At 58.3% G+C, this 19,410-nt stretch carries 21 protein-coding genes; 8 read left to right on the forward strand and 13 right to left on the reverse strand.

What is annotated here, in order from left to right:
• Window positions 1-42: 42 nt before the first annotated feature.
• Entirely contained in the window at window positions 43-369 is a 327-nt protein-coding gene (gene hspQ / locus VOI23_RS08055; protein ID WP_058261538.1) for a heat shock protein HspQ, read from the forward strand.
• Between the two features lie 63 nt (window positions 370-432).
• On the opposite strand, the gene VOI23_RS08060 is transcribed toward hspQ, so the two are convergent.
• The 3 genes from VOI23_RS08060 to VOI23_RS08070 form a co-directional block, all read right to left on the reverse strand.
• Entirely contained in the window at window positions 433-2,010 is a 1,578-nt protein-coding gene (locus VOI23_RS08060; RefSeq protein WP_323783937.1) for a gamma-glutamyltransferase family protein, read from the reverse strand.
• Window positions 2,011-2,220: 210 nt separating this feature from the next.
• A complete protein-coding gene (locus tag VOI23_RS08065; RefSeq protein WP_323783939.1) occupies window positions 2,221-2,682 on the reverse strand; it encodes an ATP-binding protein in 462 nt (153 codons plus the stop codon).
• Window positions 2,683-2,712: 30 nt separating this feature from the next.
• A complete protein-coding gene (locus tag VOI23_RS08070; protein WP_323783942.1) occupies window positions 2,713-3,051 on the reverse strand; it encodes an STAS domain-containing protein in 339 nt (112 codons plus the stop codon).
• Between the two features lie 92 nt (window positions 3,052-3,143).
• On the opposite strand from VOI23_RS08070, the gene VOI23_RS08075 reads away from it, so the two are divergent.
• Window positions 3,144-4,316, forward strand: a complete 1,173-nt coding sequence (locus VOI23_RS08075) for an acetyl-CoA C-acyltransferase (RefSeq protein ID WP_323783944.1) — start codon at window positions 3,144-3,146, stop codon at window positions 4,314-4,316.
• Window positions 4,317-4,429: 113 nt separating this feature from the next.
• Window positions 4,430-5,470, forward strand: a complete 1,041-nt coding sequence (locus tag VOI23_RS08080) for an alpha/beta hydrolase (protein ID WP_323783946.1) — start codon at window positions 4,430-4,432, stop codon at window positions 5,468-5,470.
• A gap of 12 nt (window positions 5,471-5,482) precedes the next feature.
• On the opposite strand, the gene VOI23_RS08085 is transcribed toward VOI23_RS08080, so the two are convergent.
• On the reverse strand, window positions 5,483-5,659 hold the full coding sequence (locus VOI23_RS08085) for a hypothetical protein (RefSeq protein WP_323783948.1): 177 nt from the start codon (window positions 5,657-5,659) through the stop codon (window positions 5,483-5,485).
• A gap of 419 nt (window positions 5,660-6,078) precedes the next feature.
• Between VOI23_RS08085 and rarD the strand changes: the two genes are divergently transcribed.
• Entirely contained in the window at window positions 6,079-6,987 is a 909-nt protein-coding gene (gene rarD / locus VOI23_RS08090; RefSeq protein WP_323783950.1) for an EamA family transporter RarD, read from the forward strand.
• Here rarD and VOI23_RS08095 read toward each other — a convergent pair whose 3' ends face one another.
• Window positions 6,988-7,398 carry a nuclear transport factor 2 family protein gene (locus VOI23_RS08095; protein WP_323783952.1) on the reverse strand — a complete coding sequence of 137 codons (411 nt, stop codon included), beginning with the start codon at window positions 7,396-7,398 and terminating at the stop codon, window positions 6,988-6,990. It abuts the gene before it with no gap.
• Window positions 7,399-7,499: 101 nt separating this feature from the next.
• Here VOI23_RS08095 and VOI23_RS08100 point away from each other — a divergent pair, with 101 nt between their 5' ends.
• Window positions 7,500-8,153 (forward strand): RluA family pseudouridine synthase, encoded by a 654-nt coding sequence (locus VOI23_RS08100; protein WP_323783954.1) that lies wholly within the window; start codon window positions 7,500-7,502, stop codon window positions 8,151-8,153.
• Window positions 8,154-8,189: 36 nt separating this feature from the next.
• Here VOI23_RS08100 and VOI23_RS08105 read toward each other — a convergent pair whose 3' ends face one another.
• Window positions 8,190-9,224 carry a phosphotransferase gene (locus VOI23_RS08105; RefSeq protein ID WP_323783956.1) on the reverse strand — a complete coding sequence of 345 codons (1,035 nt, stop codon included), beginning with the start codon at window positions 9,222-9,224 and terminating at the stop codon, window positions 8,190-8,192.
• A 72-nt stretch (window positions 9,225-9,296) separates the two neighbouring features.
• Window positions 9,297-10,751: an aldehyde dehydrogenase family protein gene (locus VOI23_RS08110; RefSeq protein ID WP_323783958.1), complete on the reverse strand. Its 1,455-nt coding sequence runs from the start codon at window positions 10,749-10,751 to the stop codon at window positions 9,297-9,299.
• Window positions 10,752-11,019: 268 nt separating this feature from the next.
• On the opposite strand from VOI23_RS08110, the gene VOI23_RS08115 reads away from it, so the two are divergent.
• Complete coding sequence (locus tag VOI23_RS08115) at window positions 11,020-11,673, forward strand: peroxiredoxin (protein WP_323783960.1); 654 nt, start codon at window positions 11,020-11,022, stop codon at window positions 11,671-11,673.
• A gap of 115 nt (window positions 11,674-11,788) precedes the next feature.
• Here VOI23_RS08115 and VOI23_RS08120 read toward each other — a convergent pair whose 3' ends face one another.
• The 3 genes from VOI23_RS08120 to pnp all read right to left on the reverse strand — a co-directional run bounded on the left by VOI23_RS08120 (window position 11,789) and on the right by pnp (window position 15,653).
• Window positions 11,789-12,520: an FkbM family methyltransferase gene (locus VOI23_RS08120; RefSeq protein WP_323783962.1), complete on the reverse strand. Its 732-nt coding sequence runs from the start codon at window positions 12,518-12,520 to the stop codon at window positions 11,789-11,791.
• Window positions 12,517-13,380, reverse strand: coding sequence for a glycosyltransferase family 2 protein (locus VOI23_RS08125; RefSeq protein WP_323783964.1), 864 nt, complete (start codon window positions 13,378-13,380; stop codon window positions 12,517-12,519). Before VOI23_RS08125 ends, VOI23_RS08120 begins: the two co-directional genes overlap by 4 nt.
• Window positions 13,381-13,517: 137 nt before the next feature.
• Entirely contained in the window at window positions 13,518-15,653 is a 2,136-nt protein-coding gene (pnp, locus tag VOI23_RS08130) for a polyribonucleotide nucleotidyltransferase (protein ID WP_323783967.1), read from the reverse strand.
• Between the two features lie 288 nt (window positions 15,654-15,941).
• Between pnp and VOI23_RS08135 the strand changes: the two genes are divergently transcribed.
• A complete protein-coding gene (locus VOI23_RS08135; RefSeq protein WP_323783969.1) occupies window positions 15,942-16,652 on the forward strand; it encodes a hypothetical protein in 711 nt (236 codons plus the stop codon).
• Window positions 16,653-16,815: 163 nt separating this feature from the next.
• Here VOI23_RS08135 and VOI23_RS08140 read toward each other — a convergent pair whose 3' ends face one another.
• Window positions 16,816-17,394 (reverse strand): DUF2239 family protein, encoded by a 579-nt coding sequence (locus tag VOI23_RS08140; protein ID WP_323783971.1) that lies wholly within the window; start codon window positions 17,392-17,394, stop codon window positions 16,816-16,818.
• Window positions 17,395-17,473: 79 nt separating this feature from the next.
• Here VOI23_RS08140 and VOI23_RS08145 point away from each other — a divergent pair, with 79 nt between their 5' ends.
• Window positions 17,474-17,809, forward strand: coding sequence for a GIY-YIG nuclease family protein (locus VOI23_RS08145; RefSeq protein ID WP_323783972.1), 336 nt, complete (start codon window positions 17,474-17,476; stop codon window positions 17,807-17,809).
• Between the two features lie 164 nt (window positions 17,810-17,973).
• Here the strand turns inward: VOI23_RS08145 and rpsO are convergent, their stop codons facing one another.
• Complete coding sequence (gene rpsO, locus VOI23_RS08150; RefSeq protein ID WP_058261394.1) at window positions 17,974-18,243, reverse strand: 30S ribosomal protein S15; 270 nt, start codon at window positions 18,241-18,243, stop codon at window positions 17,974-17,976.
• Between the two features lie 141 nt (window positions 18,244-18,384).
• Window positions 18,385-19,371: a calcium-binding protein gene (locus VOI23_RS08155; RefSeq protein ID WP_323783974.1), complete on the reverse strand. Its 987-nt coding sequence runs from the start codon at window positions 19,369-19,371 to the stop codon at window positions 18,385-18,387.
• Window positions 19,372-19,410 lie beyond the last annotated feature (39 nt).

Consider the following 19,410-nt stretch of genomic DNA (forward strand, 5'->3'; position numbering starts at 1 on the left):
CCTGAAAACCGTCTATCTCTGGGTCATGGGGGCTGCAAGACCATGTTAAGAACGCGTGCCAAATATCATCTGGGCCAGGTCGTCCGCCATAAGAAGCACCCGTTCCGCGGTGTGGTGTTCGATGTCGACCCGGAGTTCAGTAATACCGAAGAATGGTATCACTCGATTCCCGAGGAAAGTCGGCCGTCGAGAGAGCAGCCTTTTTACCATCTTTTGGCCGAAAACGATCAAAGCTACTACGTCGCTTACGTGTCGGAACAGAACCTTGTGGCGGATTATTCCGGCGAACCGGTGGATCATCCCGACATTCCCGACCTGTTTGGCCCGTTCGAAGACGGCCATTACCCGCTGCATTTCCAACTGAACTGATCGACCTGCCGTCGGCGTGCGAAGGGGCCTTTTCAGGCCCCTTGTTTGCTTGATCACCAAGGCTCAGTAACCCAGGGCACAGCCATCCTTGCGCGGGTCAGACCCGCCTTCCAGAACGCCATCGTCCCGGATCACGATAGCCTGGGCACCGCCGATCGGACCTTGGGGGATTTCCACCCGGTGCCCCAGATCGGCCAGTTCCTGCCGCACCTTGTCGGAATAGCCCCGTTCGACATTCATCACCCCGTCAAAGGTGAAACAGCGCGGCGCGTCGATACCGTCCTGTGGCGACATCCCGAAATCGCGGATATTCGACACCAGCCGGGCATGGCCGTTCGACTGGTATTGCCCACCCATCACGCCAAACGGCATCCGCACTTTGCCATTTTCGCGCAACATGCCGGGGATGATCGTGTGCATCGGCCTCTTGCCGCCCGCCATTTCGTTTGGATGGCCCTGTTCCAGCGTGAATCCCGCCCCGCGGTTTTGCAGCAGGATACCGTATTTTTCCGACGCGATACCCGACCCGAAGCCGTGGAAAATCGAATAGATCAGCGACACCGCCATGCGATCGCGATCGACCACGGTGATATAGATCGTGTCCTTGTGCACCGCCTCGGTCAGATGCGCGGCCGCCTGCATCGCCTTGCCGGGGTCGATCAGCGCCGCCAGCTTGGCCGCCGTTTCAGGCGCCAGCATGTAGTCCAGCTTCGCGCAGTTTTCCGGGTCGGTAATGAACCGGTTGCGCGCGTCATAGGCCAGCTTGGCCGCTTCCGCTTCGATATGGGCGCGCTGGCTGCCGAACGGTTCCATCGCGGCAATGTCGAAATGTTTCAGAATGTTAAGCAGCAGGATCGCGGTCGCGCCCTGACCGTTTGGCGGGTGCTCGACCAACTCGGCCCCGGCATAGGTGCCACTGACCGGCGTGGTGTAATCGCAGGCAGTGGCTGCAAAATCTTCCAGCGTGTGAACGCCGCCCGCCGCTTGCAGGGTCCGCACCATATCCTCGGCGATTTCACCTTCATAAAAGGCTTTGCGCCCGTCCTTGGCGATCCGGCGCAGCACTTCAGCCTGCATCGGGGACCGGAACAGGTCACCGGTTTTCGGGGTCGTGCCGCCGGGCATATAATGGGTCAGCCCGTGGCCTTGCAGCGCCTTGGCGCTTGTCGGCCAGTCAAAGGCGACGCGCGGCGCGACGGGCACCCCTTCCTCGGCGTAGCGGATCGTCGGGGCAAGGATTGCGTCCAGCCCGATCCGCCCGTGATCCTCGGATAACCGGCAAAACGCATCCACCGCACCGGGAATGGTCACCGCCTCGGGGCCCTGAACCGGCACCGCCGACAGGCCACGGTCGCGCAAATCTGCGGCATTCGCCGCCTTTGCCGACCGGCCCGATCCGTTCAGCGCCAGAATTTCGTCACTGCCCGCTGGGGACATCAGTACAAAACAATCGCCGCCGATCCCGGTCATCTGCGGTTCGCAAATGCCCAACAGAACCGCCCCGGCAATCGCCGCGTCCACCGCGTTGCCGCCGCGTTCCAGAATATCGATGGCAGCTTTTGCAGCCAACGGATGCGACGTAGCGCAAACGCCGTTGGCAGCGAATACCGGTGACCGCCCGGGCAGTTGAAAGTCTCTCATAAGGATCTCCGCAGGTTTTGCGGCAGATTAGAGCGCTTTTCAGGGATGGCAAGGGAAGGTTAGGCCTCGGCGCCATGCTCTGGGTGGGGGCTATATTCGCATGACGCCGAGGGAAGCTAAGAGCAGCTACACCCCTGTTATGCCCCGCCAATCGGGCGGCAATGAGTGGGCAATATGGCGAATCTTGGGCTTTTCCCCCGGCTTGCCGTCTCAGTCAGACCCGCTGCCGGGCCTGACGTCCACCGAAAACGGCAGATGCAGTTCCAGCCTGTTGCAGTCCCCTTCGCGGCTGTATTTCAGCTTGCCGGTCAACTTGTGGATCATCGACCAGCCCCAGCCGCCTTCGGGCAGGTCGTGCATCCGGGTCTGCGGATCGGGGGCGGCGCGCGGCAACAGCACCGCCTCCGGTACAGCGGCACCACAATCCATCACCACGATGTCGACACCCTCTGGCCGCAGGGTACAACACAGGTCGATCTTGCCATTCTTGCCACCGCGATAGCCATGTTCGACGATATTGTTCAGCGCCTCGGCCAGCACCAGTTCCACGTTGTCACGATCCACCTTGTTGAACGACCGCGCCTGCAGATCCCGCATCAGCCGGGTCAGGGCCTGCCTGACCCCGATGGCACTGCCGTCAAAGCTGAACGCGATCGTTTCATCCGGTGCCATCACAGCCTGCCTTTCAGGTCTTTGTCAGGGTCATGCGGTATTCGCGGCGAGCGCGGCATCGATCGATTCGTGGATTCGAAATACCGTATCCATGCGGGTCAGGCGGAACACCTTTTCCACGTTTGGCATCAACCCGGTCAGTTGCAGCGTCCGGTCCTGTCCCAGCTGTTTCATCGCTGCCACGATCGCGCCCAGACCGCTGGAATCGATGAATTCGACCCTACCAAGGTCAAGGATCACGTTCCTCGGGCCATTTTCGGTCAAGTCGCGTATCTTGTCCTTGAAGGCGATGGCAATCGCCGCATCGATCCGGTTCTCGTCAATCGTGACCACTTGGGTGTCGCCATGGCGTCTGCTGGACATCTCCATGCCATCTCCGTTCTTTTGAAACCAATTGCGGCAAAGGCTAGACGGCAAACCTTACCATTCGGTATGCAGGGACGAACACAGGAGGAATTACCATGAAACCGGTCGTTATCGCAGGCGCAGCACGGACCCCGATGGGCGGGTTCCAGGGGGTTTTTGACGGGGTCGAGGCTTCGGTCCTTGGCGGGGCTGCCATTCGGGCGGCGCTGGCCGATGCCGGCACTGGCACGGTGGACGAGGTGCTGATGGGCTGCGTGCTGCCTGCAGGTCAGGGTCAGGCACCGGCGCGACAGGCCGGGTTTGCCGGTGGTCTGGGCGAAGAAGTCCCCGCGACCACGCTGAACAAGATGTGTGGCTCGGGTATGAAGGCGGCGATGGTCGCCTTCGACCAGATCGCGCTTGGCCATGCCGACACCATGATCGCGGGCGGCATGGAAAGCATGTCCAACGCGCCTTACCTGCTGCCCAAGATGCGCGGCGGGGCCCGGATCGGCCATCAGCAGGTCATGGACCACATGTTCCTCGACGGGCTGGAGGATGCCTATGACAAGGGCCGCCTGATGGGCACCTTTGCCGAAGATTGCGCCGAAGCATTCCAGTTCACCCGCGAAGAACAGGATCAATATGCGCTGGCGTCCCTGTCCAATGCGCTCGATGCTGAACGCAGCGGTGCTTTCAAGGGTGAAATTACCCCGATCACCCTGCATCACAAAAATGGCGAACACCAGATTTCCACCGACGAACAACCTGCCAAGGCGCGCCCCGAAAAAATCCCGCTGCTGAAACCGGCCTTCCGCAAGGATGGGACCGTGACGGCGGCCAATTCGTCTTCGATCTCGGACGGTGCGGCAGCGCTGGTTCTGGCCTCCGAAGAGGCGGCGCAGGCGCAGGGGTTGAATATCCGGGCACGGATCATGGGGCATGCCAGCCACGCACAGGCGCCGTCCCAATTTCCTACCGCCCCGGTTCCCGCCGCGCGTAAACTGCTCGACCGGCTGGGCTGGAGCATCGAACATGTCGATCTGTGGGAAGTGAACGAAGCTTTTGCGGTGGTGCCGATGGCGTTCATGCGCGAACTGGGCCTGCATCGCGACATCGTCAATGTGAACGGCGGCGCCTGTGCGCTGGGCCATCCGATCGGCGCGTCGGGTGCGCGGATCATGGTGACGCTGCTTAACGCGCTGGAAACCCGTGGGCTGAAACGCGGGGTCGCGGCGATCTGCATCGGCGGCGGCGAAGGCACCGCGATTGCCATCGAACGGGTCTAGGGCCTGCCCCCGGGACTGTCATGGTTCCGGGAAATCCGTCTTAGGGTAGTATTCAGCTCCGTTGACTTTGCTGCCCCGAACCCGGAAGGTTCGGGGCAGCGGAGGGTGCGGGAATGCGGAAAATATCAATTTTGCTGGGGCTGTGGCTTGTCCTGCTCCCCGAATGGATCGTTCGCCTGTTCTATGCCGGACGACTACCTGTAGTGGACGGCCGCCGTATTGATCCGAAATCCCACGCGGTCAGCCAACTGGTGCAACGTATCCGTGGTGACAGTGGCATGCCCTCTGTCGAAGAAAGCCGCGCACAATTGGCGACACTGGCCGCCAGGTTCGACCGGCCCTGTCCTGCGGATATCGCCAAGACCGACATCACCCTGCCCGGTGCCGACGGCCCCCGCATCGCGCGCATCTATGTTGCGAAAGGGAGCGATGCCTTCGGGGCTCAGCCGACCTTGCTTTATCTGCATGGCGGCGGCTGGGTTCAGGGCGATATCCAAACCCATAACGGGCTTTGCGGCCAACTGGCCCGGGATGCGGGCATCAGGGTGATTTCCTATGATTACCGGCTCGCCCCGGAACATAAATTCCCTGCCGCAGTGAATGATGTTCTGGCCTGCTACCGGGCCTTGACGCTGGGCACCGGCCCGGCCGCCCTGAACGCATCGCAACTGGTTGTCGGCGGCGATAGCGCCGGGGCCAACCTGACCGCTGCGCTGATGCACGATCTGGCCACCTCGGGCGATCCGATGCCCGCGGCGCAACTGTTGATCTATCCGGCGGTGGATGCGGCGCTGGATACGGCGTCGATGCGGGATCTGCGCGATCAGCCGCTGTTGCCGCGCCAGCGGATAGATTGGTTCATGGATCATTACATTCCCAACGGGCAGGACCGGTTCGATCCGCGTATTTCGCCGCTGCGGTCGGACCGGTTGCCGGGGCAGCCGCCCGCGCTGATCATCGCGGGGGGGCATGACGCGCTGTGGTGCGACGGGCATGACTATGCCGATGCGCTGAAATCGGCGGGGGTGCCGGTGACGCTGTTGGAATATCCCGGCCAGATTCACGCCTTCCTGTCGCTGCGCAGGGTCATTCCTCAGGGTGTCGATGCCGAACGCAGGATTTCCGACTGGCTGCGCACGGCGCTCAAAGGTTGATCCACGATCCGATTACAGACCGCCAGTGCCGCTTTGCTGTGGCGCATCAGTACACCACTGTTCGCCGCTCAAAACCCACACCGCCTGCTTTTGTGTGGCGTGAATGGTGATCTGGCCGCTCTCGGCCTCGATGATTTCCGGGTTGAGCAGGTTCAGGAACAAAGCAAGCGCTTCGGGTGTCAGGCACATCAGAGTGTCTCCTTCGCTGTATCCGCGACCGGAATGGTGTCCTGCATTCCTGTCATCCGGACCTTCTTGCAGACCGGTTGCCCAGATGTGATTGCCTTGTTGGCTTGCCTTGGACGCTTGGGTCGCTTTTTGGGTATTTGACCATAAAACGGTCGATCTTGTTAAGATTTGACGATACCTGCGGCCGTCCCGATGAAAGGCATCATGCCTGCGGCAGCCGGGGGGCTGAGCAATATGTAGCGAACCGGGCTGCAAAATGCGCATATCCCTATGAAAGACTCTACACCTGCCTGCTGGTATGTCCGCGTTTTCCCGCCGCTTCGGGTCCGTTGTGGTGCAATGAACCTGACCGGGTTATTGCGGTCTTTTGCCGGGCTGACTTCTGCGGTAAAGCCGAGGGGCAATAAGGAATTCAACAAATGTCCAGCAAGCCAGTGAAACCTGCAAATGTCGATACACCGCAAGGGCTTGCCTTTGCCATGGCGGCTTATCTGATGTGGGGATTCATGCCTCTCTATATGAAGATGCTGGCGCATATTCCGCCCGCTGAGGTGGTAGCGCACCGGGTGATCTGGTCCGTCCCGATCGCGGCCGTGGTGCTGATCGTGCTGGGCCGCACCAACGACCTGATCGAAGCCCTCCGCACCCCCCGCACCCTGATCATGGCTTGCGTTACGGCGGTTCTCGTGTCGATCAACTGGGGCATTTATGTCTGGTCGATCGCGTCCGATCGAGCACTCGATGCCGCCCTTGGTTATTACATCAACCCGCTTTTCAGCGTCGCCTTGGGCGCAATGCTGCTGGGGGAACGACCGACCAAGGCGCAGGGTGTAGCTATCGCGCTCGCCGCGCTGGCAGTTGCCGTGCTGTGGATCGATGCCGGTACATTACCTTGGGCCGCGGTGGGGCTGACTGTGTCTTGGGGGTTTTATGCCTTTTTCAAGAAATCTCTGCCGGTGGGGCCCAATCAGGGCTTCATGCTGGAGGTGCTGATCCTGCTGCCGCTGGGGTTGGGCTATGTCATCTATCTTTCCACGACCGGGCAGGGGCATTTCACCGTCGCCGGGACTGACATGGCGTTGCTGATGGGGGCCGGGGTGGTGACTGCGGTGCCGCTGATGACCTATGCAAACGGGGCCAAGCTGCTGCGGCTGTCGACCATCGGCGTGCTGCAATATATCGCCCCGACTCTGATCTTCCTAGTGGCGGTGCTGGTCTTCGGAGAACCGTTCGACCATGCCCGCATGATCGCCTTTCCGATGATCTGGGTGGCGCTGGTGATCTATTCGGTATCGATGTGGCGCCAGTTGCGCCACTCGAAAATGTAATCAGCGTAACGCCTCTTTGAATTTGAGGAAGCGGGCATCTGTCATCACCCGTTTGTTCATTTCATCGCGCAGCGCTCCGACTGAACTGTGTGGGCGCATGACGACTTCGAATTCTTCGATCAGCCCTGCATCGTTAAGGGTGATCAGGTCGACGCCGACTGCATCATGATCCCCAATTTTGCATTGGAATTCCAGCGCCCAATCTTTGCCTTCGCCCATGATCCGGCGATAGCGAAAATTTGAAAACACCTGCCCGACATGGCCCAAAACTGCCGCGACGGGTTCACGTCCTACCCATGTTTTCCAATAAGTAGGTGGCATAAACCGTACCTCCTCGGCCAAAATCTCTATGATCTTGCTGTCGTCGCCAGAAGCAACAATTTCGGTCATGCGTTTGACTGTCGGATGCATTGCGGGTCCTCCTCGTTTGGCAGCAGGGTGCAGGGGGGTGTCTACACAAGCAAGCGTGACGTCGGGTTGCGCCTCTGCCCGCCCGCGCGTATCCAACCGCCATGGTTTGGAGCACCGAATATATCCCCCCGTCTGATCCTCTTGTGATCCTGCATGAGGATCACGAAATCGTGGTCGTCGACAAACCCTCGGGCTTGCTGTCCGTCCCCGGGCGGGGTGAACATCTGTCCGATTGCCTGCTGTCCCGGGTTCAGGCGGTTTTTCCACAGGCTTTGCTGGTGCATCGGTTGGATCGGGATACTTCGGGGGTGATGGTGTTCGCGCTGACCCCTCACGCGCAGCGTCACCTGTCGATGCAGTTTGAAAAACGGACAACCAAGAAAACCTATGTCGCCCGGGTTTGGGGGAGGTTGGAGCCCAAATCCGGGACCGTTGATCTGCCCCTGATCGTCGACTGGCCCAACCGACCGCGCCAGATGGTCGATCATGAAAACGGGAAATCGGCGATTACCGATTGGCGCGTGTTGAAATACGGTGTCAATGAAACCCGCGTCCGGCTGAGCCCGAAAACCGGCCGCAGCCATCAATTGCGGGTGCATATGCTGGCATTGGGACATCCGATCCTGGGCGATCCGCTTTATGCCGAAGGCGAGGCCGGGGAATTTCCGCGCCTGATGCTGCATTCCGAAGAGTTGCGGCTCAAACATCCCGATAGCGGCAAGGGTATGGGATTTCGGTCTAAGGCTCCGTTCTGATACGGAAAGCGCGACGAAATCTGGGCCAGGCTTCGCTCAGTGCAAGCGGCGATCGGTTAAATTCAGCCGTCCAGCAATGATCGGTTGCAGGGCAGAATACAAAGCGGTGTCCCCGTTAAGAATCTGATCCAGCTCTTCCAACCGATTGATTGCGATGAGTTCCAACAGGTCGGTCCTGACAGAACCGTCCTGATCGCGTGGCAATGCTGTAACAAGCTGGGTCAGGTTCGCCACCGGTCCGGATTGCGGCAGGGCATCGGGCGTCAGATCGCCCTCGACAAAGGCATATATGCCCACACCCCCGGCAGACATTGCGTAGGTTGCGAAAGCCACATCCTGTGCCCCTGCAGCCAGTAGCGCCTTGCGGATTGCTGGCCCGTCATGTTCGATCCGGTTCTCCGATCCTTCGCCATCGGACCAATGCATCAACCGACGAGTGATGAGGTTATAAAGCTTCTTTCCGGTTGCCATCCACATCCGAGATGGCAGGGATTTCTGCATCAACATTTTCTTTTCGGTCGCTGTCAACAGGTGCGGGGCAAAGGCGCGTTTCTGTTTCAGCATGTGCCGCAGGTCTTCGCGCGCGGCGATGCGGAACAGTTTGCCACGGCGTCTGTGTACGCTGGCGAGCTGGAAATCAATGACTGCGGCGCGTCCGTCCGGTGTCATCAACCAGTTTTGCGGCTTGGCAATGTCATTATGGCAGACGCCGCGCCGCTTCATGTCGCGTAACAGGCGCTTGGCATCCTGAAACCAGAGAGCATCTGAGGGTTTCGCCAGGTGCAGCGGCGTACCCTGTGACCAGACCCGCAGGATACCCGCCTTGTCGGCGGCCAGCAGCTCCGGAACCCCTTCGATTCCCTGAACTGCGCGCAATCCGCGCGCCTCCTTGCGGGCCAGAAATTGCGATAGGGGCCGGGCGTACCACGGCACGCCATCCAGTTTGCGTAGCGCAACCTTGACCGATGGATCCGACGCCAGATGACCTGAAATCGTTTCGGAAAAAATATCACGTTTCAGCACCGTTTCCGGTACAAAATCCGCCTGCGATTTCGGTTTGCTCTTGGCCATCGGGTCCCCACAAAGAAAACATCCGGGGCTGTCATAGCCCCGGATGCCGGTTTTCTGCAATGGCGGGCGGATTTATTCTGCCGCGTCCGCCTCGGTTGTCCAGCCTGCGACCGACTTGACCTCGAGGAAATCCTCGATGCCCCAGACACCACCTTCGCGGCCGTTGCCGGATTGCTTCATGCCGCCAAAGGGCGCGCCAGCGCCACGGCTTTGGCCGTTGATTTCCACCATGCCCGAACGCAACTGCCGGGCCACACGGTTGGCCTTGGATCCGTCCTGGGTCTGGATGTAGTTGGTCAGGCCGTACTGGGTGTCATTGGCAATTGCGATGGCGTCTTCTTCGTCGTCGAAGGGAATGATCGTCAGAACGGGCCCGAAGATTTCTTCGCGCGCGATGGTCATTTCGTTGTTCACATCTGCAAACACGGTCGGACGGACATAGAAGCCTTTGTTCAGCCCCTCAGGACGGCCCAGACCGCCGGCGACCAGACGCGCACCTTCGTCGATACCCTTCTGGATCAGGCCCTGGATCTTGTTCCACTGGGCTTCATTCACCACCGGGCCGATATGACGCCCGGATTCGTGCGCATTGCCCACGGTGACCTTGCTGGCCACTTCGGCGGCGGTTTCGACGGCCTGATCATAGGCCCCTTTCTGAACCAGCATCCGGCTCGGCGCGTTGCAGCTTTGGCCGGTGTTGTTCATCATGTGCAGAACGCCGCGCTTTACCGCCTTGTCGTCTGCATCGGCGAACACGATATTCGCGCCTTTACCGCCCAGTTCCAGATGTACACGCTTGACCGTGTCGGCTGCGTTTTTGGAAATCGCGATGCCGGCGCGGGTCGAACCCGTGAAGCTGACCATGTCGACATCCTTGTGGCCGGTCATGGCGGTGCCGACGTTGATCCCGTCGCCGTTCACCAAGTTGAATACGCCTTTGGGGAACCCGGCTTCGTCCATGAATTCAGCGAACAGCATTGCGTCCAGCGGGCTTTCCTCGGACGGTTTCAAGACCATGGTGCAGCCGGCGATGGCTGCGGCGACCACTTTCAGTGTGACCTGATTCATTGGCCAGTTCCACGGCGTGATCAGGGCGCAGACGCCGACGGGTTCATAGATGATCCGGTCGTTCGGCGCGTGATCGCCCAGCGGACGGATAAAGTCGAAATTTTTAGCCGCGGTCAGGAAATTCGAGATGTGCCAGGTACCTGCGCCGACCTGCTGGGTGGAAGACATGTCAATCGGCGCACCCATCTCCATCGACATCGCCTCGCCCATTTCAGCGCCCCGCCGCTTGTAGATTTCAAGCAACTTTTCGACCAGCGCGATGCGCTCCTCCTTAGAGGTGTTCATCCAAGCGGGGAACGCGGCCTTGGCGGCGGCAACGGCCTTGTCCACATCGGCCTGACCGCCCAGCGAAATGACTGCGCAAGGTTCTTCGGTCGAAGGATCGATTACCTGATGGTCATTCGCTTCGGCCGGGTCGACCCATTCCCCGTTGATATAAAATTGACGTTGTTCGATCATCACACTCTCCCGTGAGCAAATTCTAGTCCGGTGCTATTTCTGCCAGGCAGAAATATATCCGCAGATTCTCGCGTAATGTGACAGGGGTTCATGCGAGCTTCAAGACGGCTTCTTCCTGCTATGAGAATTTGATCAAATTTTTAGGAATGTCAAACCCTGCGACACTCTGTCCTGGTTTGGGTTTATTGATATGACAGGACTTGGTAAGTTCCACCTTAGAACGTATCTAAATCTTAGAATGTCATTTTTTCAAAAAAAGGAGCAGGCTATGGGTTTGCGTATCAACGACATCGTTCCGAATTTTACTGCTGAAACCGATCAGGGCACGATCTCTTTCCATGATTGGATCGGCGACAGCTGGGCGATTCTGTTTTCTCACCCGAAGGATTTTACACCGGTTTGCACCACCGAGTTTGGCGCGGTTGCACAGCTGGCCGATGAATGGGCCAAGCGCGATACAAAGGTGATCGGACTCAGTGTCGACGCCGTCGAAGAGCATGAGAAATGGAAAAGCGACATCGAAAGCTTCTCTGGTGCACCGGCCGGTTTCCCGATCATCGCTGATGAAGATCTGGAAGTGTCGAAACTGTTCGACATGCTGCCCGCCGAAGCCTACCTGCCCGATGGCCGTACCGCCGCCGACAGCGCCTCGGTCCGGTCGGTCTTCATCATCTCGCCGGACAAGAAGGTGCAGTTGATAATGACCTATCCTATGTCGGTGGGCCGCAACTTCGCCGAAGTGCTGCGCGCGCTGGATGGGTTGCAGGCAACCTACAACACCCCGATCGCCACCCCGGCTAACTGGACCGTGGGTCAGGACGTGATCGTGGCGCTGTCGCTGACTGACGAGCAGGCCAAGGAAAAGTTCGGCGACATCGACATCAAGTTGCCCTATCTGCGCTTGGCGAAGAAGCCAGCTTGAGAACCAATGGGAAGCTGGGCCTAGGCTCTTCCTAAAAATGAATGCCACCGCAGATATTGCGGTGGCATTTTTTGATTGAGGTCTCAGTTTTTAGCCGTTCATGAGTGATGGCTGTTTAAGACCGAACAAAGCAGATCACATTGTCTATGCGCTGCTGCTGTTTCAAACCAAAGGTGCCTATTTTTTCGATCAAACTGTCCACCGTTCTTTCGCCATCCGGGTAAACCTTGGGGTGCACTTCAAGGATAAAGGTATCGATGTCCTGCATCGTTTCTGACTCGGTGTCGATAAGAGCGATCTCTGCTCCCTCGATATCGCAAACCAAGGCAAACGGGCCTTCGGGCATTTGCTCTCTGATTTTGGCAAGCGTGGTTGCCGGCACCGTCACGCCGGTTTCGGTTTCAGATGCGATGTGACCAACATGCGGGTTTTTACCAAGCGCAAATGTCACGGTATCACCGCCAGAATAGTCGATCGCTGCCTGAATGAGTTGGGATTGAACCGACCCACCGCCTGCCTGTGCATTAATTTTGGCGATTTCGGCAAGCTCGGGGATTGCCTCGACAACGATATGCTTTGGTTCAGGGCCGATCTGATTACGGATGACCGCCGATATCACACCAAGACATCCGCCTAGCTCGATCACCGGGGTGCCCGGGGAGAGGTATTTTCGGATCAGTGTTGCCTCGGCCTCTTCATAGGGACGGCCCCGGTGAAATAAGTACCGAAGATTGAAATCCACAGACTTTGGCACAAAGACATCCACCCCATGGACATGGAATTTCTCTGACGATTGACCTCTCAAAGCAAGTAGCCAGAGATAAACTTTACGGTGGAGATTCTTCATGATGGGTCCTTATACCCTGCGCCGAAGTCGGAAAAGCTGCTTAAGACGCCTTTGAAAATTGCCAGTTGTTTCTTCCTCTTTCTGACAGAGAACCAGCAAACTGGAGAGACAAGCTGAAATGTCGCCAGAACCAAGCGCCGCAGTCTTGGGAAGCGCAAACCACGTTTATAAGCAAGATAGACGCCTGACCGCGCCATGTGCCAAGCTTTGAGTTCGGTGACTTGAAGCGAATTCGGACTCGAATTTCCGCCCTGATGGCTAACGGTTGCGGTATGTATGAACATCAATGGTCCACAGGTTTCGCGCAACCTGTAAGACAGTTCCTCGTCTTCGTGGTAAAGGAACAGCTTTTCGTCGAAGCCATGTACTTTTTCGAAGTCAGATCTTCGAACCATCATCGCGGCTCCGGATAAGACTGACACCTCGCAGTCCCAATCCGGGGCGCCACTTGCCGTATTTCGGTCTTTGGCGGAAATCGCGCTCCGTCGGCGAAAACGAGGCTTGCCGTTGCTGTCGAGAATCTTTGGATTGAAAGCGGAAGCCTGTTCGTATTTTCCAGCCGCTTGTATCAGCATGTCCAGTGTGTCGGGTTCAAGGGTGGCATCTGGATTGAGGAATAAGAGAAATTGGGTGTCTGCCAGTGCCGCACCCTGGTTGCAGCCGAAACCGAAACCTCTGTTTATGTCGTTCTGGATAACAGTCGCCCCAAACTGGCCCGCAAGGTTCTTCATTTCCTGAGCATCGTTTTGGGTGTTGTTGACGACGATCGTCGGCGTGCCTTCAGGAATTGAGCTCAACATCAAACCCAGCACGCTTGTACTGTCATAGCAGACTGAAATGATGGTGACTTCTGAGTGCATTGCTATCCAATAATGAATTCTTTTATGCGTAGCAAACATGCACAAAGCGAAGCGAAAAATATTTGCGCAATCAAGGTGCCAAAAAGGCCCCGGCGATCACGCCAGGGCCTTTCCATTCTGCATAGCAAGGGCCCGAATCAGTCCTCGGGCTTTTCTTCTTTCGCGAGCTCTTCGCCGGTTTCCTGATCGACCATCTTCATCGCCAGGCGCACCTTACCACGGTCGTCGAAGCCCAGAAGCTTCACATAGACTTCCTGGCCTTCCTTCAGAACGTCCGAAGGGTGGTTCAGGCGGCGGTTTTCGATTTGGCTGACATGGACCAGCCCGTCACGTTTGCCGAAGAAGTTCACGAAGGCGCCGAAATCGACGATCTTCACGACCTTACCTTTGTAGATATGACCTTCTTCCGGTTCCGCCACGATCGAATGGATCATGTCATAGGCTTTCTGGATCGCCTCACCGTTCGGGCTGGCGATCTTGATGATGCCGTCGTCGTTGATGTCGACCTTGGCGCCCGACACTTCGACGATTTCGCGGATCACCTTGCCGCCCGAACCGATCACTTCACGGATCTTGTCGGTCGGGATCTGCATGGTTTCGATACGCGGAGCGTGCGCCGAGAATTCACCGACACCCGAAAGCGCCTTGTTCATCTCGCCCAGAATATGCATCCGGCCATCCTTGGCCTGAGCCAGGGCTTTTTGCATGATTTCCGGGGTAATGCCCGCGACCTTGATGTCCATCTGCAGCGAGGTGATGCCGTTTTCGGTCCCTGCCACTTTGAAGTCCATGTCGCCGAGGTGATCTTCGTCACCCAGGATGTCGGTCAAAACGGCGTAGGAGCCGTCTTCTTCCAGCACCAGGCCCATGGCCACACCGGCCACGGCGGCCTTCAGCGGCACACCGGCATCCATCATCGACAGCGAACCGCCACAGACCGATGCCATCGAAGACGAACCGTTGGATTCGGTGATTTCCGACACCAGACGCAAAGTGTAGGGGAAATCGGTTGCCGCCGGCAGAACCGCCTGCAAGGCACGCCATGCCAGTTTACCGTGGCCGATCTCACGACGGCCCGGGCCACCCACGCGACCAACTTCACCAACCGAATAGGGAGGGAAGTTATAATGCAGCAGGAAGTTCGATTTGAAGTTGCCGTGCAGCGCGTCGATGAACTGTTCGTCGTCGCCGGTGCCCAGAGTGGTCACGACCAACCCTTGGGTTTCGCCACGGGTGAACAGGGCCGAGCCGTGAGTCCGTGGCAGCAGGCCGGTTTCGGCCACGATCGGGCGCACCTGATCCAGCGCGCGACCGTCGATCCGCTTGCCTTCTTTTACGACAGTGCCGCGCAGGACGCTCGATTCCAGCTTTTTCAGGGCGGCGCCAAGATTGGCGTCTTCCAACTGTTCTTCGCTCAGGCCTGCCTTGATGGCGTCTTTCGCCGCAGCGACAGCGGCAACGCGCTCTTGCTTGTCGGTGATGGCGTACGCAGCGTGCATTTTGTCTGCACCGGCGGCTTTGACGACTTCAAACAGCTCGGAATAATCCGGGGGGGTGAAGTCGAACGGTTCCTTCGCTGCGTCTTCGGCCAGCGAGATGATCAGGTCGATGACCGGCTGAATCTGTTCGTGCGCGAAGTTCACCGCACCCAGCATTTCATCCTCGGACAGCTCGTAAGCTTCCGATTCTACCATCATCACCGCGTCCTTGGTCCCGGCAACCACCAGGTCCAGACGCTGCTCAGGATTGTTGCGCAGGTCCTGCATGTCGTCGACGGACGGGTTCAGGACGTATTCTCCTTCAGAGAAACCAACGCGGGCACAGGCAATTGGGCCACGGAACGGCGCGCCGGAAATGGTCAGCGCAGCCGAAGCGGCGATCATTGCGACCACGTCGGGATCGTTGACCAGATCGTGGCTCAGCACGGTGCACATGACCAGAACTTCATGCTTGAAGCCGGGCACGAACAGCGGGCGGATCGGACGGTCGATCAGACGCGCGGTCAGCGTTTCTTTTTCGGTCGGGCGCGCTTCGCGCTTGAAGAAACCGCCGGGGATTTTGCCGGCAGCATAGTATTTTTCCTGGTAATGCACGGTCAGCGGAAAGAAATCCTGACCGGGCTTGGGTTCCTTGGCGAAGGTCACGTTGGCCATGACCGAAGTTTCGCCCAAGGTGGCGATGACAGAGCCATCGGCCTGACGGGCAACCTTGCCCGTTTCCAGAGTGAGGGTTTCATCGCCCCACTGAATTGATTTCGTCGTTACGTCAAACATTTGCGTATCCTAATTGGAAGCACTCCCAGGCGTATCCCGGGTCTTCCGTTGTCATGGCGGCCCCATTGCCGCCGACCCCACTATCATTTCTTCGAGCGCCGGGGTCAGGGCGCAACGTCTCAGATGGTGCGGCCATACAGGAGTTTATGCCAATTTGGAACAGGAAAGGTGGCAGGGCATACAGACACCGTAGATCGCAGATCGGTGGAGTCGCCAGTTGACGCAGATCAATTGCATAGCCTTGCGTCCGGCTTAGACAGGTGGAAATGCACAGTGCGGAGTAAAGTTATGAAACGATTTCTTCTCGGCGGTTTTTTTGCCGTGGCTGCTTTGAGCTCCGCGAATGCCGGACCGGTATCCGATTTCGAAAACGCCTATCGGCAAATGTACGGCGCTTATCGAACGGCACTGTTTAAAACCAATACGGGCGATGTCGGTGCTTCTACCGGGGCGATGGCGAACTTCACCAACCAATTTGACGCGCTGTTCGCCACCTATGCTGCTGCGCCTCCGCCGCAGTATGAGGATGATCCGCTCTGGGGCGATGCCATGACCGAGGTGACGCGGCTGGCAGCGGCGGCAAAGGCCCGGATCGATGCCGGTGATCTGGCGCAGGCGCATGAGACGCTGGAAGGTGTGCGGGAGGTATTCAGCGCGCTTCATCTCCGCAATGGGGTTCAGACGTTTTCGGACCGCATGAACGCTTACCACGCGGAGATGGAGCATCTTCTGGCGCTCGACATGGCGGTGCTGGATGACGCGATGATGTCCGAAATCCATGAACGCGCGGCGGTGCTGTCGTATCTTGCCGCTGAAGTGATCGCGGTACCGCCAGCGGAGGCCGAGGGAAGCGACGCATATGCGAAGCTGGCGACAGATTTCGAAATCTCAGTCAGGGCGCTGCTTGATGCCGTCCGAGCCGGCGATTCTGACGCGGTTAAAGCTGCGGTGGGTAAGGTTAAGAAACCCTATTCCTTGTTGTTTGTGAAGTTCGGCTGATCCGGCGCCGTCTGGAATGTAAATACCTGCCCGAAATAGGCGCCCGAATCATGTTCGGGGCGTTGTTATCGCTGGGAGTCAGTACAGTGTCGGTCTTTTGCACAAAGGGCTGCGCAGGTTCGACACAGAGGGCGACGAACGCCACGCCAAGTGCGAGGCAGGATCAAGAAAGATCATTTTCAGGTCTGTCCGTTCGCGTCATGAATTGCAGGGCATATGTCCTGACGTCGTCTGGCCAATTGGCGATATGCGCCTCGAAGGCAGGCAGATTACCGGAGAAAAGCGCGCGGCTGGCCTCTTCGAAACCGGGTAGATTGCCCGCCAGCGCTGACATGAAGCGATAGGCGGCTTCTTGCGCCTGCCTTGCGTCGGTGGTCCCGGCGTCGGCGCGGCGGGCTTCGTCCACCAGCCGCCGCAGCGCGCGTGACGCGCCGCCGGGTTGTTGGGACAGCCAATCCCAGTGCCGCGGCAACAAGGTTACTTCTCGTGCAACAACGCCCAGTTTCGGGCGACCGCGTTTACGGATCGGGGTCGGAGTGGCCTTGGGTTGGTAGCGGGTGACGATTTCAGCATCGGTTCCACGCAAATCCAGATCCACAACCCGGCCGCTATGGTCATCGAACACCAATGGCTGTGCTGCGGCGGGGTCGGAATGTTTGACTAACAACGCAATCTCCGACAGCGGCCCGGAGGCGATCCGGGCCATGTCGGCGAAAGCGGTGTGCGTGTAGCGGGTGTCCATCAGAACTCCATGCCTTTTCTTGTAATTACCCGGGTATAAATATAGAAGTCAATATAACCCGGATAAAAATGAGATGGAAATGAAACACGAAGACAGAAAAGCGGCGATCAACGCTTATAAGGACCGTGACCCGGCGTTGGGAATTTTTGCGATTCGCTGCCCCTCGGAGGGTTTGATATGGGTTGGAGCGTCCAGGGATCTGGATAAGATCAAAAACCGGATTTGGTTCACTCTGCGGATGGGCAATGCACACCCAAAGGATCTGCAATGCGTCTGGAACGAACAGGGTGAAGACGGATTCGGGTTTGAAGAATTGGAACGGTTCGACAAGGATCTTATCGATCTGGCGCGGCAACGGCTGCTGAAAGAGCGGCGGGATCATTGGCTTGAGAAACTTGCGGCGCGACCAGTCTGAATCGTTTCCGATTTCCACAAGGCGAACAGAGATCAGGGCTGGCTTTCTGCATATTTTCGCCTCTGAACCCGGTGATTGGTCGGGCTGGCTGATCGGTTATGCGCAAAGAAAAAGCCCGCTCCAGACCGGAGCGGGCTTTCTGAATTCGAAAATTCTGCGGGCGCTTAGCGGCGCAGGCCCAGACGTTTGATCAGGTCCTGATAGCGCGCTTCTTCCTTGCCTTTCAGATAGTCCAGCAGCTTGCGGCGCTGGGCAACCATCTTCAGCAGGCCACGGCGACCGTGGTTGTCTTTCTTGTGGGTCTTGAAGTGCTCGGTCAGGGTCGCAATACGCGAGCTGAGGATGGCAACCTGAACTTCGGGCGAACCGGTGTCGCCTTCCTTGGTTGCGAATTCCTTCATGACGCGGGCTTTTTCTTCAACAGTGATCGACATCGGGATCTCCTTTGAACGAAAGGTGAGGGCTCAAGCCGGGATGTCGTCCAGCAAGGTCCATAAATGCACTGTACCGGCGAATCCGGGACAGATGCGGGCGTATAGGAAAAAAGTCAGCGAAAGGGAAGCGAAAACGACGCCTCACGCAGCGCTGAGGCTTTCGAGGCTAGACTGCGGCATCAGCACGAAATTGGCGTCGTTGACGGTGGTGACGTTGTTCAATGTCGCAATCGCTTCGCCGTTCATGGTCAGAACCATGTCGCCGGGCGCGGTTTGTGACGGTTCCAGTTCCAAAACAGGATCCACCCCGTCTGAATCGTCGTAGATCAGCAGCATGGTGTCTTCGCCCATGTCGAAATCGGTCACAGTTACCGGGTCGTCGACCCATTCCCCGATCAGAACCGTATCCGATCCATCGCCCAAGCTGACGATATCGGCGCTGCCAGCGCTGATGGTGTCGTTGCCACCGCCGCCGTTGAGGAAATCGGCCTCTGAGTCATCGTCGCCGCTTACGTCGTCATCGCCCCAGCCACCGAACAGCGTGTCGGCCCCGGGCCCGCCGGTCAGGTTGTCGTCGTTCAGCCCGCCAAGCAGTGCATCATCCCCGGCACCGCCGGTCAGGTCGTCGTCGCCGCCGCCGCCGGTCAGGCTGTCATCCCCGGATTGTCCATCGAGAGTGTCATCGCCTTCGTAACCGTAAAGCTGATCGTCACCGGTGCCGCCGAACAGTTGGTCATCGCCAGCTTCGCCATGCAGAACGTCATTACCAGCATCGCCCATCACGACATCGTCGCCATCAGCACCGTGCAGGTCATCGGTCCCCGCGCCGCCAAAAACGCTGTCGGCGCCGCCATAGCCGCCGATCTGATCGTCGCCACCGCCACCGGAGAGGATTTCCTCCGCTTCGGTCCCGCCCAGAATATCATCGCCTTCGCTGCCGGTCAGGTCACCGGCCGAAGCCGTTCCAATGTCGAAAACGGCACCAATATCGACGAAGGATTCCTCTGAACCTTCATCAATGGGATCTTCGTCTGCTGTGTCGTCACTTGCTGAATCGAAGTCGGTAATCAGACCAACAATCGCGACACCTGCCAGCATTGCGCCAAGCAGCCCCGTAAGCATAAACATGTACAGTCCAACCTTTCGCCCCGCTCGTACTATGACGCC

The organism is Thalassovita sp., from assembly GCF_034670005.1.
Lineage (GTDB): Bacteria > Pseudomonadota > Alphaproteobacteria > Rhodobacterales > Rhodobacteraceae > Thalassobius.

Excerpts from the sequence above, each read along its gene's own strand:
- pnp (WP_323783967.1), bottom strand. The coding sequence starts at position 15,653 with ATGTTTGACGTAACGACGAAATCAATTCAGTGGGGCGATGAAACCCTC.
- hspQ (WP_058261538.1), top strand. The coding sequence starts at position 43 with ATGTTAAGAACGCGTGCCAAATATCATCTGGGCCAGGTCGTCCGCCAT.
- VOI23_RS08125 (WP_323783964.1), bottom strand. The coding sequence starts at position 13,380 with ATGCACTCAGAAGTCACCATCATTTCAGTCTGCTATGACAGTACAAGC.
- VOI23_RS08120 (WP_323783962.1), bottom strand. The coding sequence starts at position 12,520 with ATGAAGAATCTCCACCGTAAAGTTTATCTCTGGCTACTTGCTTTGAGA.
- rarD (WP_323783950.1), top strand. The coding sequence starts at position 6,079 with ATGTCCAGCAAGCCAGTGAAACCTGCAAATGTCGATACACCGCAAGGG.
- VOI23_RS08085 (WP_323783948.1), bottom strand. The coding sequence starts at position 5,659 with ATGTGCCTGACACCCGAAGCGCTTGCTTTGTTCCTGAACCTGCTCAAC.
- VOI23_RS08145 (WP_323783972.1), top strand. The coding sequence starts at position 17,474 with ATGAAACACGAAGACAGAAAAGCGGCGATCAACGCTTATAAGGACCGT.
- VOI23_RS08070 (WP_323783942.1), bottom strand. The coding sequence starts at position 3,051 with ATGGAGATGTCCAGCAGACGCCATGGCGACACCCAAGTGGTCACGATT.
- VOI23_RS08100 (WP_323783954.1), top strand. The coding sequence starts at position 7,500 with ATGGTTTGGAGCACCGAATATATCCCCCCGTCTGATCCTCTTGTGATC.
- VOI23_RS08115 (WP_323783960.1), top strand. The coding sequence starts at position 11,020 with ATGGGTTTGCGTATCAACGACATCGTTCCGAATTTTACTGCTGAAACC.
- VOI23_RS08140 (WP_323783971.1), bottom strand. The coding sequence starts at position 17,394 with ATGGACACCCGCTACACGCACACCGCTTTCGCCGACATGGCCCGGATC.
- VOI23_RS08095 (WP_323783952.1), bottom strand. The coding sequence starts at position 7,398 with ATGCATCCGACAGTCAAACGCATGACCGAAATTGTTGCTTCTGGCGAC.
- VOI23_RS08080 (WP_323783946.1), top strand. The coding sequence starts at position 4,430 with ATGCGGAAAATATCAATTTTGCTGGGGCTGTGGCTTGTCCTGCTCCCC.
- VOI23_RS08105 (WP_323783956.1), bottom strand. The coding sequence starts at position 9,224 with ATGGCCAAGAGCAAACCGAAATCGCAGGCGGATTTTGTACCGGAAACG.
- VOI23_RS08155 (WP_323783974.1), bottom strand. The coding sequence starts at position 19,371 with ATGTTTATGCTTACGGGGCTGCTTGGCGCAATGCTGGCAGGTGTCGCG.
- VOI23_RS08075 (WP_323783944.1), top strand. The coding sequence starts at position 3,144 with ATGAAACCGGTCGTTATCGCAGGCGCAGCACGGACCCCGATGGGCGGG.
- rpsO (WP_058261394.1), bottom strand. The coding sequence starts at position 18,243 with ATGTCGATCACTGTTGAAGAAAAAGCCCGCGTCATGAAGGAATTCGCA.
- VOI23_RS08060 (WP_323783937.1), bottom strand. The coding sequence starts at position 2,010 with ATGAGAGACTTTCAACTGCCCGGGCGGTCACCGGTATTCGCTGCCAAC.
- VOI23_RS08065 (WP_323783939.1), bottom strand. The coding sequence starts at position 2,682 with ATGGCACCGGATGAAACGATCGCGTTCAGCTTTGACGGCAGTGCCATC.
- VOI23_RS08110 (WP_323783958.1), bottom strand. The coding sequence starts at position 10,751 with ATGATCGAACAACGTCAATTTTATATCAACGGGGAATGGGTCGACCCG.
- VOI23_RS08135 (WP_323783969.1), top strand. The coding sequence starts at position 15,942 with ATGAAACGATTTCTTCTCGGCGGTTTTTTTGCCGTGGCTGCTTTGAGC.